Source organism: uncultured Granulicatella sp. (assembly GCF_963515095.1).
In the GTDB taxonomy this organism is placed as follows: domain Bacteria; phylum Bacillota; class Bacilli; order Lactobacillales; family Aerococcaceae; genus Granulicatella.
The window spans coordinates 1-13,808 of sequence record NZ_CAUPXD010000001.1 but is presented as its reverse complement, the minus strand read 5'-3'; the positions used below and the strand labels follow the sequence as shown (position 1 = coordinate 13,808).

The 13,808-nt window shown below is 30.6% G+C and carries 11 protein-coding genes, 1 tRNA gene, 2 pseudogenes and 1 riboswitch; all 14 genes and pseudogenes read right to left on the bottom strand.

What is annotated here, in order from left to right; genetic code table 11:
• Position 1: 1 nt before the first annotated feature.
• The 14 genes and pseudogenes from RWL86_RS00070 to RWL86_RS00005 all read right to left on the bottom strand — a co-directional run bounded on the left by RWL86_RS00070 (position 2) and on the right by RWL86_RS00005 (position 13,724).
• Positions 2 to 1,693: an iron ABC transporter permease gene (locus tag RWL86_RS00070; protein WP_314076581.1), complete on the bottom strand. Its 1,692-nt coding sequence runs from the start codon at positions 1,691 to 1,693 to the stop codon at positions 2 to 4.
• Between the two features lie 12 nt (positions 1,694 to 1,705).
• Entirely contained in the window at positions 1,706 to 2,716 is a 1,011-nt protein-coding gene (locus RWL86_RS00065; RefSeq protein WP_314076580.1) for an ABC transporter ATP-binding protein, read from the bottom strand.
• 97 nt (positions 2,717 to 2,813) lie between these two features.
• Complete coding sequence (locus tag RWL86_RS00060; RefSeq protein WP_314076579.1) at positions 2,814 to 3,887, bottom strand: extracellular solute-binding protein; 1,074 nt, start codon at positions 3,885 to 3,887, stop codon at positions 2,814 to 2,816.
• A gap of 26 nt (positions 3,888 to 3,913) precedes the next feature.
• Positions 3,914 to 4,576, bottom strand: coding sequence for a DUF1868 domain-containing protein (locus tag RWL86_RS00055; RefSeq protein WP_314076578.1), 663 nt, complete (start codon positions 4,574 to 4,576; stop codon positions 3,914 to 3,916).
• 200 nt (positions 4,577 to 4,776) lie between these two features.
• Complete coding sequence (galE, locus tag RWL86_RS00050; protein WP_314076577.1) at positions 4,777 to 5,793, bottom strand: UDP-glucose 4-epimerase GalE; 1,017 nt, start codon at positions 5,791 to 5,793, stop codon at positions 4,777 to 4,779.
• A gap of 11 nt (positions 5,794 to 5,804) precedes the next feature.
• Positions 5,805 to 7,280, bottom strand: a complete 1,476-nt coding sequence (gene galT / locus RWL86_RS00045; RefSeq protein ID WP_314076576.1) for a UDP-glucose--hexose-1-phosphate uridylyltransferase — start codon at positions 7,278 to 7,280, stop codon at positions 5,805 to 5,807.
• 47 nt (positions 7,281 to 7,327) lie between these two features.
• The gene (locus tag RWL86_RS00040) at positions 7,328 to 8,071 is read right to left on the bottom strand and encodes a protein phosphatase 2C domain-containing protein (RefSeq protein WP_314076575.1); all 744 of its coding nucleotides are present in this window, start codon (positions 8,069 to 8,071) and stop codon (positions 7,328 to 7,330) included.
• Between the two features lie 257 nt (positions 8,072 to 8,328).
• Positions 8,329 to 9,150, bottom strand: a pseudogene (locus RWL86_RS00035) (SEC10/PgrA surface exclusion domain-containing protein); the annotation flags it as partial.
• 120 nt (positions 9,151 to 9,270) lie between these two features.
• Positions 9,271 to 9,822: pseudogene (locus RWL86_RS00030) on the bottom strand (N-acetylmuramoyl-L-alanine amidase family protein); the annotation flags it as partial.
• A 369-nt stretch (positions 9,823 to 10,191) separates the two neighbouring features.
• Positions 10,192 to 10,281: riboswitch (TPP riboswitch) on the bottom strand.
• A 63-nt stretch (positions 10,282 to 10,344) separates the two neighbouring features.
• Positions 10,345 to 10,998 (bottom strand): response regulator transcription factor, encoded by a 654-nt coding sequence (locus RWL86_RS00025; RefSeq protein ID WP_314076574.1) that lies wholly within the window; start codon positions 10,996 to 10,998, stop codon positions 10,345 to 10,347.
• A complete protein-coding gene (locus tag RWL86_RS00020; protein ID WP_314076573.1) occupies positions 10,991 to 12,121 on the bottom strand; it encodes a sensor histidine kinase in 1,131 nt (376 codons plus the stop codon). The genes RWL86_RS00025 and RWL86_RS00020 overlap by 8 nt, the downstream gene beginning before the upstream one ends.
• A complete protein-coding gene (locus RWL86_RS00015) occupies positions 12,118 to 12,777 on the bottom strand; it encodes a CPBP family intramembrane glutamic endopeptidase (RefSeq protein ID WP_314076572.1) in 660 nt (219 codons plus the stop codon). The genes RWL86_RS00020 and RWL86_RS00015 overlap by 4 nt, the downstream gene beginning before the upstream one ends.
• Before the next feature lie 12 nt (positions 12,778 to 12,789).
• The gene (locus RWL86_RS00010; RefSeq protein ID WP_006703746.1) at positions 12,790 to 13,509 is read right to left on the bottom strand and encodes a metallophosphoesterase family protein; all 720 of its coding nucleotides are present in this window, start codon (positions 13,507 to 13,509) and stop codon (positions 12,790 to 12,792) included.
• A 142-nt stretch (positions 13,510 to 13,651) separates the two neighbouring features.
• Positions 13,652 to 13,724: transfer RNA gene (locus RWL86_RS00005), tRNA-Thr, on the bottom strand.
• Positions 13,725 to 13,808: the final 84 nt, after the last annotated feature.

Here is a 13,808-nt window from a genome sequence, read left to right as displayed (position 1 = left end):
ATTACTTCCTAGTTGTTTTACTTCGTCTTTGAGTAAAGTAAAGTACTGTTGAAGAAATAATCATTAATACAATAGTATATACAAAGACAAGTGCTTGTGCATTTGAAGTTGCTGTTTCATCACCTGCTGAACGAATAGTAATCCCTAATGGTTGAGCTAGTGGATGATATAAGAATACAGATAAATCAAAATCTGTTAATAACGAATTAAAGTTAAGAGCAATGATTGAAAGAACTACTGGTAAAATAAATGGAATAATAACTTTCATCATAGTATAAAATGGTGATGCTCCCATACTACGAGCAGCATCTTCCATTTCATCATCAACACTAAATAAAATAGCTCGAACCATACGATATGAAAATGGAATTTTTACAATAATATATGCAATCAATAACATTACAAATGTTCCAACTAAAATTTTATTTAATACAAGTGGTTGTGGTTGGTTAAATGTAAACAGTAAACTAATTGCTAATAATGTACTTGGTAGTAACCAAGGAAGCAAAGCTCCATATTCAAACAAGAAGTCAAATTTAGATTTATGTTTTCTAACCACTCTTGCAAAAACAACAGCAAGGACTGTTGCTGTAATAGCAGCAAGAATTGCATAAATAAAGCTGACTAAGAATGGTGAGAAAGCAACACTATTACTAAAGAATTGATAATAGTTTTCTAAAGTAAAGTTAGACAATGACAAGTTTCCTGTTTGAATCGCTACTGGATCTGTAAATGAATAAAGAACAATAAAGACCAAAGGTAACATAAACACTGTAAATAATGCATATGCAACAATATGTGTGATAATATTCCATGGTTTTGAAGTTATCTTTTGTTTTTTCAAAGGTGCTTTTGTTTTAGAAATTGAAATATAGTTACCACCTTTTTCAATTTTATTCATAATAGTTAATAAAATTGTTGTAGCAATTCCTAAAACAATCGCAAGTAATGCAGCTAAATCACGAGAATTTCCCATTCCCGCAAATGTAATAATCATTGGGTTAATAGTTTGGAATTGTTTTCCTCCAACAATCATTGGTGCTGCAACTGCAGATAATCCACTAAGGAAAATCATAATAGTTAATGCAAATAAGGTAGGTGTTAAAGTAGGTAAAACTACTTTTCTAAACACTGTAAAAGGTTTTGCACCCATATTACGTGCAGCTTCAATTGTATGATAATCTACACTTCTAATCGTATTTGTTAAAAACAATGTATGATTAGCAGTTCCTGAGAAAGTCATAATAAACAATACTGCTCCATATCCAATAAACCAGTTAGGATCAAGTGAAGGAATAATGTTTTGTAAAACTCTTGTAATCATTCCATAAGGTCCATAAACAAATTTATAACCTGTCGCAAGAACAACCCCTCCATAAATCAATGAAGTCATGTATCCTAATTTTAAGATTTTAGCTCCTTTAATATCAAAGTATTCGGTGAATAATACACAAAGTACTCCTACAACGTTTACTGTAATAATCAATGAAAAAGCTAATTTAAAACTGTTCATAATACTTTGTAGAGCTCTTTGAGATTTTAAAACACGTTCAATTGCATTTATAGAAAAATGTCCGTCTTTAACAAATACATTCACTACTAAATCAAAGTTTGGATAAATAATAAACGTTACTAGGAACCAGACTAACCCTAAACGAATAAGCCAATCTTTCCAATTTAACTTTTTACGCATACTATCCCCTCCCTAATATTGAACAATATCTGAAGGTGTAATATATAGTTCTACATTTTCCCCCACAGATTTAATTGCAAATTGACTATCAATACGAGTCACATTGACAATTTGATTTTCAGATACTTGTATCGTATATCGAACGTTTACACCAGAAAATTCTGTGTCAATAATTGTACCATTTAAGACGATATCTTCTTCTGTTTCACGTTTAAAACGAATTTTCTCTAGACGAATATATCCTTTCTTATCTTCTAAGTTTACTGATGGATTTTTAGATAAAATATCATGAACCGTTTCTTCAGTTAAGACATTAATATCACCAATAAAATCACATACAAACTCTGTTTTTGATTGATGATAAATTTCAGGTGGTGTTCCTACTTGTTCAATAAACCCATTATTGAATACAGCAATTCTGTCTGATAATGTTAAAGCTTCCTCTTGGTCGTGTGTAACATATAATGTTGTAATTCCTAAATCTTTTTGCAGACGTTTTAATTCTTTTCTTAAATCTACACGTAATTTTGCATCAAGATTAGAAAGAGGTTCATCTAAACAAAGAATTTTAGGTTCTAATACTAATGCACGAGCTAATGCTACACGCTGTTGTTGACCACCAGATAATTCTGACACATTACGTTGTAATTGTTTATCAGAAATTTTAATTTTTGCAGCTACTGCTGCAACTTTTGCTTTAATAACATCTGGAGCAACTTTTTTTACTTTCAATCCGAAAGCAATATTATCAAATACTGTCATCGTTGGGAATAAAGCATAAGATTGAAACACGATTCCAATTCCACGTTTTTCAGGTTCTAATTTAGTCACATCTTTCCCATTTACTTCAATTCGTCCTTGAGAAGGATCAAGAAATCCTACTAAAGCTCTTAAAGTTGTTGATTTTCCACAACCTGACGGTCCTAAAAAAGTAAAAAATTCACCTTCATTAATTTCAAGATTAAGATTATCAATTGCAATAAAATCTCCATACTTAATTTGAATATTTTCAAATTTAATCATAATATTTTCTCCTTCATCTATTTCAAAAAGTCTCGCAAAGGCTCTTTCTATCCAATAGAGTTCAGACCCTGCGAGACTCGTGATACCATTTATAAAATTATTTAACGTATTCTAATTCTGCTTTTTCAACCCATTGGTCTAAGTATTTTCCAACAACTTCCCAATCAATAGCTTGTGGTTTAAGTTGTCCAACAAATTTCTTAGTATCTTCTGGTAATTCAGATACCGCATCTTTATTTGCAGGAATAGATCCAAAGTTTTTACTATATTCAGCTTGAATTTTAGCTTGACCAAACCAGTTAATAAATTCTTTAGCAAGTGCTTTTTTCTTACTAGTATTTAATACCATTGTTTGTTCTGTTACAAATGGAACACCTACATCTGGAGTCATTACTTTAAATTCTACATTTTGTTCTTTTTGTCCTACTAATGCTCCTGAGCCCCAAATCATACCATATTGAACAGGACTTTCTTTATCTAAAACTTTAACGACTGTACTTTCACCTTTTTGAAGTGTATATGCATTTGTAAAATAATCTTTTGCAACATTCCAACCTTTTTCTGATACACCTAAGTCTCCTTTTTCATCAAGATAACGAACTAAAATACTTGCATAAATCGCACGTCCAGTACCACCTGTTAATCCATAAATTGAATATTGACCTTTATATTTACTTGCTAACTCAGTCCAATCTTTCGGCATTTCTTTAGCTTCAGGATTTCCAACTAATACTAATGGTTGAACAATTACTGGATTATAAAAGCCATCTTTATCTGCTAATGATGAATCAATTTTATCAAGCCAATCAGGTTTAAATTGTTCTAATAATTTTGCATCTCGTAATTTATTTGAATCTACAGCTCCAATCCCAAATACCATATCCGCAACTGAATTATTTTTTTCTGCAATAACACGATCTGCAAGTTGTGCGCCGGCAATATCAACCATACGGATATTAAATCCTGCTTCCTTAGCTTGAGCTGTTAACCAGTCCCCACGCCCGTTTGATACCGAGTTAGAATAGATTACTAACTCTTGACTTTTATCTGCTTTTTCATCAGCTCCTGAGTTAGAATTAGAAGAAGGATTTGTACTACTTGAACAAGCTGCTAAGGCTGTTGCTGTAAATACTGTTGTTAATAATTTTGATAAAAATTTCTTAGTTTTCATAATAAAACTCCTTTTATGTTAATTTTTTATTTCCCAAATTTTTCATGATATGGAACAAATTGTCTCATATCTTCAAACACTGTATAATCAATGCGATTTACAGTAATTACAGGTACTTTCTCTAGTAATACTTTTGTTAATTCTTCTTTTACTTTTTTAAATTCCTTATCTTCTTCTTCAGTTAACGGAACTCGTAAGTATCCAATTGAGATATGAAATTGATATCGATTATGATTAGGGAAACATACTCCTGCTTTTTCTGAAACATATGTACGTATTTCTTCTAATCTTTTAGCAGATTCTTCATCAGCAGGTTCCACTAAAATATTTTGATTTCCCATTTCAGTTACTCTCATATGAATGTTTTCATTCAACAATGGAAATATTTCTAATTGTTTTGCAAAATAATCATGAATTTCCTGTAATGGAGTATCTAATGATAAGTAGCTACTCCAAAATTCTGGTTCACGATTCTCATGACAAAGTAACTCAATCACTGTCATATGAATTGATTCTCTAGGAGTTAGAGTAAATTTATCAATAAATGGTAACTCTCTATAGCGAGATTGAATAATATCAACTACTTCCATCAAGTCTGGTTTACTGTATAAATTTGCAACTACAGTATTTCCTGGAAAATGGTTAAATTCACCATTTTCTTTAAATTTAATTTTAGTAAGATTTTTCATAAACTTCTTCCTTTGTTATCTTGTTTTTTGACACCGGTGTCAATCCGATGAGTTCATTATACTTTGCAAACGTTTCCTTGTCAACCGCTTTCATTATTTTTTTCTTCAAAATTTTATAAAAAAAACGCACCAAAATTTGGCGCGAATTTAATTTTGAAAATATTCCCTATAATTTTATTTAGTAATTCTTTCTTATAAAGTCATGATTGTCTATAACCATTTGGATTCTTTGATTGCCAATTCCATGTATCTCTACACATATCTGCAATTGTTTTTGTTGTTTTCCAATTTAGTTCATTTAATGCTTTATCTGCATTAGCGAAACAAATTGCTACATCACCTGCTCTTCTAGGAACTATCTTATAAGGTATTTGTATCTTATTTTCAACTTCAAATGTTTTAATCAACTCTAATACACTTGTTCCTACTCCTGAACCTAGATTATATATATGAACTTTTTTACTTTCCGATATTTTTTCAAGTGCTTTTATATGTCCAAATGCTAAATCTACTACATGAATGTAATCACGTACCCCAGTTCCATCTACAGTATCATAGTCATTTCCAAATACACTTAACTCTTGTCTTTTTCCAATCGCTACTTGAGCAATAAAAGGCATTAAATTATTTGGGATTCCTAATGGATTTTCTCCAATCATCCCTGATTCGTGTGCCCCAATTGGATTAAAATATCGTAAAAGTGCAATACTCCAGTCAGAATCTGCAACATAAACATCTTTTAAAATTTGCTCTAACATTACTTTAGTGTAACCATAAGGATTGGTAGCACTTGTTGGCATTTCCTCAACTAATGGTGATGGATTATTAATACCATACACTGTAGCACTTGATGAAAATACTATTTTTTTAACATCATATTCAGTCATGATTTCAATTAAGGATAAAGTGCTCATTATATTATTTTCATAATACATTACTGGATATTTTACAGACTCACCAACTGCTTTAAAGCCTGCAAAATGTATGACAGCTTCAATTTTTTCTTTTTCAAATACATTTCTTAATAACTCTTTATTTGAAATATCTATCTGATAAAATTCAGGACGTTTTCCTGTGATTTCTTTTATTCTATCTAAAACTAAAATACTTGAATTTGAAAGATTATCAACTATAACTACATCTTTTCCCATATTTAATAATTCTACAACAGTATGACTACCAATATAACCGGCGCCACCAGTAACTAATATTGACATAAATTCTCCTCCTAATTGATTCCAACCACTTTAATAAATCTCATAAAGCCTGACTGACCAGATTGGTTATTTTTATACACACCGGCATCTTCCAATACTCTAGCAAAAACTTGACCTACTTCATATTGAATAATTTTAGTAACTTCTTTTTCTTCTATATATGAATATTTCTCTTTTAATTGTTTAGCCCAATCTAAATGATACTTTGCTATTTCATTTGGTTTATTTAATAAAAATTTCTCTACTTCTTCTAATTCTGTTTTTAAGCGAGGTGGTAGAATTGCAAGCCCCATTACTTCTATTAATCCAATATTTTCTTTTTTTATATGATGAACATCTTTATGAGGATGATAAACGCCGTCTGGATGTAATTCAGATGTATGATTATCTCTTAAAACTATATCCATTTCATACTTTCCATCAACTTTTCTAGCAATAGGAGTAACAGTATGATGCGGTGTATCACCTGTTTTTGCAATAATATCTAATTCAATATCTGTATAATTTTTCCATTTCTCCAATATCTTCGATGATAATTCTATAATTCTCTTTTTATCTTTTCCACGCAATCTAATAACTGACATTGGCCAATTAACTATTCCAGCTTCTATATCTTCAAAACCTGTAAATTCAAAATTTATGTCATAATCTGCTTTTTCCATTGGGAATACATATTTTCCACCTTGATAATGATTATGACTTAGTATAGAACCTCCAGAGATAGGAAGATCAGAATTTGATCCTACAAAATATCCTGGAATAATATCAATAATATCTAATAATTGTTCAAATGTCTTAGGAGTAATTGCCATCGGAACATGTTCTGAATTAAAAAAGATAGCATGTTCATTAAAATATGAATACGGAGAATATTGAAATCCCCACAGTTCTTCTCCAAGATTCATTCTTATAATTCTATGATTTGCTCTTGCTGGATAATTCACTCGTCCTTGATAACCTTCATTTTCCATGCATAAAAGACATTTTAGATAATTTGATGGTTTCAGTAATTTTTCAGCTGCGATTGTTTTAGGGTCTTTTTCAGGTTTAGATAAATTAATTGTAATTTCAAGATTTCCATACTTCGTTTCTGCTTGGAATGCAATATTTTTTGAAATAGCAGATAACTTAATATAATCATTATCCTTACTTATTTGATAAAAATTTTCAATTGCCTTTTGAGGAGATAACTTATATGAATTCCAAAAAATTTCATTTATAAGACTTGGTATTGGAGTAATAAAATTCATTAACTCTGCACCTAAACAGTCTTTTTCTTCAGCTGTCGATTGAACTTTTCCATTTTTTTCTGCTATTTCTACTAAACTATCTTTTAGTTTTTTTATATCTTCTTCCTTTGTAAAAGTGTCAATTCCTTCCTCTCCTACTAAAGCTAGTACCCTATTTTTAACATAGGAATAATCCATTAAACTATATACTCCGTAGTTAATAACTTTCTCTACAAATTTGTTAATTAATGGTTGCATTATTTTCTCCTTTAATTTAAATTTTAAAATTTCCTTTGTAATATCCCTTACAATTCAACAACTAATATACTTGCATCATCTTTTTTTCCATAAATAGGATCAAGTTCTGTCGATTGTTTTCTCATTGCGATTAATTCCTCAAAACTTTTAGTAGTATTTTGAGAATAATAATCATAAAATCCATCACTCATCAAAACAATTTTATCTCCAGTAACTTCAAGATTTCCATATAGCGCATGTTCAATACTTGAATCATCTAAAGAACCAATCCAATAACCTTTCTCTTTATTAGCAAGTCCTCTAATTTTTTGTAAAATTTCTTTTTTATTTAATACATTTAATCCTTTTTTTGAATTTTCTATTTCATTTTTCCCTAAATCAAATAATCGATCCACTCTATGATCCGTTAATTGTTCATCATTTACTAACATGACACAATCACCAAGGATTAAATATTCAAGTTTTCTTCGTGACAATCTAGCAATAATAAAGGCAAATGTTGGTAATTTATAGTATTCTTCATGATTGGAATCATTTAAACCTATAATATTTCTAACTTCCTTTATAGCATTTTGAAAAATAGTCTTTAAAGATTCTTTTTCATTGCAATATACTTTTAGTTTTTCAGATAATAGATGAGTTATCTCAGAAACAGAATATCCAATAGACTTTTTTGAATCATATAAATCTGTAGCCCCATCAATAATCCAAAAATAATTTTCAATATTCCCTAAGGCATCCTCATTTTCCATTGCTGTTCCTTGTATAGAACAAATATTTCTTATTTTCATACTTTCTACCCCCAAATTCCAATAAGATAAGTTAATTCTATCGTTAAAAAATTCCAACTAACACAAATTTAGTTAGTAAAATCTTTAGAAATATTAAAAAACAATTATGACACCGATGTCATTTCTTTCATCATATACCTTCAAAGTATAATTGTCTAGAAAAATATAATAAAAAGCATCAAAAATATAAGCGCATCATTCATATTTAGTTTATCGACAAAAAAAGCAGGCAATTATGATTGCCCACTTTTAATCGATTATTGTAAAGTTGCTAAATGTTCTTTCAAGCGTTGAATAACTTTTTGTTCATAATCTATACGAACTTTTTGAGAAATTTCTGTTGTTTTAAATGGTAGACTTCCTGTTTTTTGAATATAAGAATCATCCACAAAAATAAAATGTCCAGAAGCTCCTAATCCCACACCAAAATATTGATCTTTATAAGATTTTCCAAAATTTACTCCAGCAACACTTTGAGCGTGATCAAATTCATGATCATTTAATAAGAATAATAAAATAGATTCTCTTATTTCTGCACGAATTTTGAAATAATCTTTATTTTGGAAATCAATACTAATTGCATTTTCATAATACTGATTTCCTTTTTCTTTCGCATTATCTCCAGAAGTTTGTAATCCGTATTGCTCTACTACTTTATTAATCGCATGAGCATCATGACCTTTTCCATCTGAAACAAATCTACCATCATTAATATATTCTTTCGCAATTTTTTCTGAAATCATCACCATTGTTTCCGTGACTTTTACAGGAGATAATTTCATTTGTCGACGAACAGAATTAATTAAAGAAGCGGCATACAGATTTAAGGATTGTTTCACTTCTTCCGGCATTGTACGTAAATTATATTTTTCTAATAAAGTATTAGAAATATTACCTATATCCTTTTTATTTTCTTTTTGTAACTCTTCGCTTAAAGATTTTAATTTTTCAATATTTTCTTTAGTTTTTCCTTTATCAGAAGAACCATATTCCATTAAATATTTTACATAAGCATCATTAATCGTAATAGAATCTTCTGATTCTAACCATTGAATCGCTTGTTCTAAAGCTTTTTTCTCAGCTTGTTGTGTTTGAGGAGAATTGCCAAATTGTCTTTTAGCTTTTTCAGCTTCTGTCTCTCTCATTTTTCCATCTGATTCTAAATATCTTCCATCTTTTTCTTCATCATGAGCGTAATTTCCGTCAGATTTTAAATAATACCAAGCATCATAATTTTGATCAAAAATCCATTCGCTAACAGCCATTTTACCATTTTGTTTTAAATAATAAGAACCTTGCCATTCATTTCTAGCATAAGGTCCATCACCTTTTAGGTAATACCAAGCATTAACGGTAACATCTTCAACCCATTCGCTACTTGCCATTTTCCCATCTGATTTTAAATAGTAATCTTTTTGCCATTCAGAACGAGCATAAATTCCATTTCCTTTTAAATAGTACCAAGCTTGATAAGCATTATTATAAACCCATTCAGCCATAGCCATTTTACCATTTGAGTTCAAATAATAATCGCCTTGCCATGTAGAATAAGCGTAAGATCCATCACCTTTTAAATAATACCAAGCTTGATAATCAATATCGTAAATCCATTCATTCGTAGCCATTTTACCATCTTTTTTCAGATAGTAATCCCCTTGCCATTGTTTCATTACTGGTTTTTGATTTTGATAAAAATACCATGAACCATTTTCTTTAATCCAACCTTGTTTTGAAATTTCTTCTGCATGAACTGCAGCAAGACTTGTTAAAGTAACCGTTGCTAGTAATGAAATAATTGTTTTTTTGTTCATAAAGTGCCTCCTTTATTCCTTACTGTTATTGTACCGAATCTTGTATAAAAAGCAACTAATAGCCTATAAAGAGAAACTCCACTATCAGGCACAACTCTGATAGTGGAGAAAAAGGGAAAACACACCAAAATGATGGCAACAAATGGGTGTTTTACTTCAATTTTAAAGCACATGTTTCCTGTTAACAGAAACAATCCGTTAAAACTATATAAAAAGCCCCTCTCGTTATTAAAAACAAAAGGGGGAATCATCGCATAATCATAGATTGGAATAAAATACTAGTTTAAAAAATGTAAGTTACCCTTCTTCTATACTTGATCGTCATTTTCCTTCGCTGGCATTATCCAGAACAGGTTCAATGGGTATGATCTCAGCCTTTCGGCACCCCAAATGCTTCTCTATTGAATTGAGTTCAGTATAACATGTTTCCTCTAAGAAGAAAAGGTTTCTAGAATACTTTTATTAGCGAATATGATGGTCATAAGCAAAAATTACTAATTGCGTACGATCTCTCAAAGCTAATTTTGATAAAATTGTACTAATATTATTTTTAACGGTTCCTTCAGATAAAAATAATGCTTCTGAAATTTCTTTATTATTTAACCCTTGAGATACAAGTCGAATCAATTCAATTTCTCTATCCGTTAAGCCGAATGAAGAAATATCCTTTTTTTCTATAGAAGAAGCTGGTACTTTTGGTTGCATCACTAATTTCTCAGAAACTGTTGCATCCATCACTACTTTTCCAGATAAAGCAACTTTAATCCCATCATAGATAGCTTCATAACTACTATCCTTTAATAAATAACCTGAAGCCCCATATTGCATCGCTTCTACAATATATTCTGTATCTTGAAAGGTCGTCACCATTACAATCTTCACTTCTGGATAAGCTTCTTTAATGAGTTTAGTTCCTTCAATTCCCGTACTTACTGGCATACGAATATCCATTAATACCACATCTGGAACTTCGATTTTGCAACATTCAAACGCTTCTCTTCCATTTCCAGCTTGATGAATCACTTCAATATCTGGATAAGTTTCTAACATAATTTTTAAACCAGATCGAATTAATTGTTCATCATCTACTAACATCACTTTAATTTTTTCAGACATTGGATTCTCCTTTCAATTTCATTTGTACTGTAAATCCTTGTTCAGTATTTTTGATTTCTAATTGTGCCTGTTGTTCATGTAGTCGCTCTTCTAAAGCTTTTAATCCACCTTCTAGTGAAATAGCTGAAGATCCCACTCCGTTATCCATAATCGTTACAATAAGTTCATTTGCAGAATACATCATTAATAGCGTAATTTTAGTTGCTTTTCCATGACGAATCGCATTTGTCGTTGCTTCTTGCACTCCTCTAAAAATCATCAACTCTTGGTCTTTAGTAAGTTGAATCGTTGGCTTATTTTGTCGAAATACAAATTCCACTCCACTATGTTGTTTTGTTTCATAAATAAATTCTTCTAAAGCTACATTTAGTTGTTGTTTCGTTAGTTGTTCTGGTTTTAAATCATGAACTACCGTACGCACTTCTTGTAATCCTTTAACTGCAAATTCTCTTAATTGTGCACTCATTTGAGAAACTTGAGGACTAATTTCTTCACTTAATTTACTAATCGCTCCTAGTTGAATAATAATCGTTGAGAGACTATGTCCAACTGAATCATGAATTTCTCTTGAAATACGATTTCTCTCTTGTAAAGTATATAATTCCTTCATCGTTCCCATTGTATATTGCGCTTGTTGCAATTCCTTTTTCTGCTCAAACAATTGATTTTCTTGCTCTTTTAATAAATTTTCTTGGTAATTTAATTTTAAAACGAGTTGTGCACCATAATAAAATAATACATTTCCAAAACTCATCACTGGAATCGCCCACCATTGTTGTTGCTTTATCCCCAATACAATAACTACTAGACTAATCATCACTTGAAGAATAATGGCATGCATAGAAGAAAATCGAAAACTAATCTCGAAACATAATAAAAGCATTAAAGTAATGAAAATATTTCCTGTAAAATAACAAAATGCTAAAATTGCCATACCTTGAGCTAAAATTGCCCAAGGATATTGAATCGAATAGTAATCTAATTGAGCTACAACAACAATAACAAGAAATAGTAACAAATGATAAGCATTCACCGGATGATATAATGCCCATTCTACGAGAGCTGTTATTAACAAGCCATAGCGAATTAAAAATTTCAATTGATTTTCTTGAATCATTTTCATAATAGGAACCCTCTAGCGACTAAAAATATCATCGCAACACTATTGCTCACAAAATGCATTAACATAGATGCAGTAACATTATCCTCATAATAACGATACATTCCGACTAAAGGAATTGTCAAAGGAACATACATCAACGCCGCACTCCAGTCAATTCCACCACTATTGGAAATTGAATGCAGTAAAACAAAGAAGAAAATTGAAATTGCTGTTAAAATCCAAGGATTCATTTTATCTTTAAAAGCTCCAATAATCGCTTCCCTAAATACTAATTCTTCCACAATCGGTGCAACTACACAAGTTAAGATTAGCATTAATACAATAGATGTAGAATTTAATAACGATTCAATATTGGCTTGATTATCTGTCTGCTGTAATGGAACAACAATAGCCAAAAGCATAGTAAATACAACTCGAACTACATAACCAATCGCAATATCGCGAACAAATCTTCTTTTCACTAATCTTTCAAATCCTCTTTGAATCACTTCTCGATAAGACCAGACTGCATACATAGCTGTCATTAATTGAACTAAAATATAAACTTTTCTGTCTACATGTAATGTACCATCTTCAGCTTGTGTTAGAAAAAATCGAGGAACAATCATTAAATTAGAAAAATAAACAAACCATAATAATACTGCTTTTTTCTTCATTCTTTACCTCCATTAATGGAAATCTTTATGTTCTAAACTATAAATTTTTTGAATTTTACCATCATGCCAAACAACACCATGTAAAGCCCCACCAAAAACAGCGCCACCGTCCATTCCAATTTTTCCATCATGTTGCCATAATTTCATATAATCTCCATCTTCATTTAATCCTTTTAATGGAGTATGACCAAAAATAATTGTTTTTCCTGTTGTATTTTTTCCAGTATGGAAAGGTTCACGAATCCAATAAAAATCTTTTGGAACAGTGTCTAACCAATGATCTAATCTTAAATCGACTCCAGCATGAACAAATAAAACATCTCCTTCATCAATATATAAAGGGCGTTCTCGTAAAAAAGAAATTAACTCAGGATACTGTTCTTTTACTAGTTCGCAATCTTTTAAAGAATCAATTTCTGTATCTACAGGACGATTTAATAGATGATTAATGGTTGTATTCCCATTGTTTCTCATATAATGGTCAAAGCGCTCTTCTGGATTATCAATCCACGCTAAAAACATCACTTCATGATTTCCCATGACATACCAAGCATTTTTTTCTTTTACATATTTCATAGCTGTTAAAACACTTTTTTTATTATTTGGTCCTCTATCAATTAAGTCTCCAAGGAAAACTAATTGTTGAGTACTTTCATCCCAATTCTTTAACATTTCATCGAGCATTTTATCTTCTCCATGAACATCTCCAATAATAAAATATGTTTTTTTCATAAAATTCTACAACTCCTCTTTAAACATACGATGATTATACCATACTACAAAGTTTCAAAAAAGCTTGTAGAATTATGTTGAAATAGTTAGACAAAAAAAGACTGGCATTTACCAGTCTCACTTAATTTTATATTTTTATGTAAGCTACTTGCCGGGATTGAACCGGCGACCTCCACCTTACCAAGGTGACGCTCTGCCGACTGAGCTAAAGCAGCAAGTTACTAAATTTTGGGTAAAAAAAAAGAACTCCGCAAGTAGGACTCGAACCTACGACATCATGATTAACAGTCATGCGCTAC

Coding starts and splice junctions, on each gene's coding strand:
- galE (WP_314076577.1), bottom strand. CDS start 5,793: ATGTCAATATTAGTTACTGGTGGCGCCGGTTATATTGGTAGTCATACT.
- RWL86_RS00065 (WP_314076580.1), bottom strand. CDS start 2,716: ATGATTAAATTTGAAAATATTCAAATTAAGTATGGAGATTTTATTGCA.
- RWL86_RS00070 (WP_314076581.1), bottom strand. CDS start 1,693: ATGCGTAAAAAGTTAAATTGGAAAGATTGGCTTATTCGTTTAGGGTTA.
- RWL86_RS00025 (WP_314076574.1), bottom strand. CDS start 10,998: ATGTCTGAAAAAATTAAAGTGATGTTAGTAGATGATGAACAATTAATT.
- galT (WP_314076576.1), bottom strand. CDS start 7,280: ATGCAACCATTAATTAACAAATTTGTAGAGAAAGTTATTAACTACGGA.
- RWL86_RS00015 (WP_314076572.1), bottom strand. CDS start 12,777: ATGAAGAAAAAAGCAGTATTATTATGGTTTGTTTATTTTTCTAATTTA.
- RWL86_RS00060 (WP_314076579.1), bottom strand. CDS start 3,887: ATGAAAACTAAGAAATTTTTATCAAAATTATTAACAACAGTATTTACA.
- RWL86_RS00020 (WP_314076573.1), bottom strand. CDS start 12,121: ATGAAAATGATTCAAGAAAATCAATTGAAATTTTTAATTCGCTATGGC.
- RWL86_RS00055 (WP_314076578.1), bottom strand. CDS start 4,576: ATGAAAAATCTTACTAAAATTAAATTTAAAGAAAATGGTGAATTTAAC.
- RWL86_RS00010 (WP_006703746.1), bottom strand. CDS start 13,509: ATGAAAAAAACATATTTTATTATTGGAGATGTTCATGGAGAAGATAAA.
- RWL86_RS00040 (WP_314076575.1), bottom strand. CDS start 8,071: ATGAAAATAAGAAATATTTGTTCTATACAAGGAACAGCAATGGAAAAT.